This window comes from Okeania hirsuta (assembly GCF_003838195.1).
GTDB lineage: Bacteria > Cyanobacteriota > Cyanobacteriia > Cyanobacteriales > Microcoleaceae > Okeania > Okeania hirsuta.
On the sequence record NZ_RCBY01000508.1, the window covers coordinates 1 to 2243 of the forward strand.

Consider the following 2243-nt stretch of genomic DNA (forward strand, 5'->3'; position numbering starts at 1 on the left):
AATTGAAATTACTATAGTATTTCAATTATATAGCAATCCTAAATGATTTGTAAAACTTTCTTACTCTGTGTAAAAAATCTGAAAGTCTTACTCATATTTAAGGATCTACTAATTCTCAGATATTTTCTGCACAACCGCTACGAGGAGTGCTGGTATAGGAAGAGCTAAATTTATGGGTAGTCAGAAAGACTTAAGGATATTGGTTAGTATATTCCTTGAATTGAATTTTTAGGAGTAAAAATTCAAAAATGATTACTTGTTTAGCACTACCAATTTATCATTTTCTTTGTGGGTTTAATACCCCACCGTCTACACGGTGTTCAAAATTACTTGGGGTGAGAATCCCCATGTAATTTTCCTCCTGTCTCCTGTCTCCTGTCTCCTGTCTCCTTCTTCAAGAATTTTAAATCCCCATAGTTGATATAGCAATTCCCAAAAAGCGTGAGGTACAAAATTCGTTTGTTTTAGGTAGGGACATTGCATGCAACGTCCGTAGGTTCTAGCAGGGTCATTTCATTCTAGATTTTGACAATGAATTTATTGATTTTCAGACAGCGAAAGATAAATTTCCTCAAGCTGTAAATAATGTGGTTTCGTCAATACATAAAATGGCACAGTTTAGAATGAAACAGCCCTGAGGTTCTAGGGAGTAGGGAGTAGTAATTCGGGAAACTAAGGAATAGCGGTAGGACCCCGGGTCGGCGACAAATGTTACCAATTTTTTGGAAATATCAACTAAAGTTAAAAGTTAGCAGATTTTAGAAAGTCTGTTGATAGTTAATTTGCGCTCTTTTCAGATTGATTGTCTGAAAGAATCATCAGCTACAGCCATAATTTTTATCTATCAAACTACAACCTATTACTTAACACCTAAAAACTCAAATCAAGAAGTCACGGGTGGTGAATTATGATCGCCATTATTCGTAACTAGAGGCTGCATATTTTCTGCTTCTAATTTAGGTTTTAAATATAAATTTTCTACCAAAGCAGCACCTCCAGCGAACCAAGGTGGAACAATCAAAGCGCCGATAATTCCTAATAATTGAATCCCCACTAAAACTGATAGTAATTGATATAAAGGATGTACTCCAACAGAGGAACCAACCAGTAAAGGATCGAGTACATAAGTTTCCACATTTTGGATAATATAATACAAAATTATTACCCACAAAAATAACCATCCACCTTTAGCAATAGCCACAATTAAAGCCGGGATAGCACCTAAAATGGGACCAATAAAAGGTATTAAGTTTGTAACAGAAGCTATTGCTCCTAAACCTAGGGAAAAATCTTTCAATCCTAAAAATCCTAAACCAGTGGTAGTTGCTATACCTAAAATGGCAGAAACTATGATACGTCCCCTAATATAACCTCCCATTCTTTGAGTAACAGGAACAACTTGATTTTCCAGTCTTTTATCCCAAGGTTGAGGAAAAAGTTTTACTAAACCATTAATCAAGGTTTTGCTATCTGCTAACATATAACCTGAAATAAATAAAGCCAATATTAAACTAACTACTCCTCCCAATACACCTTTAGTTAAACTATAAGAACGTAGTAATAATTGTTGACTAGAACGAATTACCCAACTGGCGACAGATTTAGTATCAAAAATTTGATTAATCCAATCAGGAGGACTTTGATTTAAAGAACTTACAAAATCCTCAAAAATATCGCTGATGCTTTCAGAAAATAATGGTAATTGGCGTAAGAGTTTTTCTATTTGATCTAATACTGGTGGACCAATAGTTAAAGCTACACTTATCAATCCAGAAATGAGGGTTAAATAAACTATAATTACCCCTAACCAACGGGGGAATTTCATTTTTTCTGTGATGTTTACTAATGGTGAAATTGATGCAGCTAAAACTACTGCCACCATTAAAAGTACAATTAGACTTCGCACTTGCCATAGCAGAATTAGTAGTAAAAAACTACTAATAATTAATACGATATTAGATAGGGAAATAGAAATCCTTTGTTCGGGTTTCATATTAATAATTTGTCGAGTAAAAATTTGACATTAGTCTGGCTTAGTTTTAGTTGTATAGCAGGGAATAGGCAACAGGCAACAGGCAACAGGCAACAGTGGGAAAAGTATTTCTCTGTCTTACGGTTCATCATCAACATCAGTCAAACACCAACTTGTTCCTTGTTGTAAATACAGCAGATTCCATATTCCATTTGAAGAAGGAGACAGGAGACAGGAGACAGGAGACAGGAGGAAAATTACATGGGGATTC

The 2243-nt window shown here is 35.0% G+C and carries 1 protein-coding gene; it reads right to left on the reverse strand.

The features are described 5' to 3' along the window. Positions 1–883 precede the first annotated feature (883 nt). Positions 884–1993: an AI-2E family transporter gene (locus tag D5R40_RS32315; protein ID WP_124145808.1), complete on the reverse strand. Its 1110-nt coding sequence runs from the start codon at positions 1991–1993 to the stop codon at positions 884–886. Between the last annotated feature and the right edge of the window lie 250 nt (positions 1994–2243).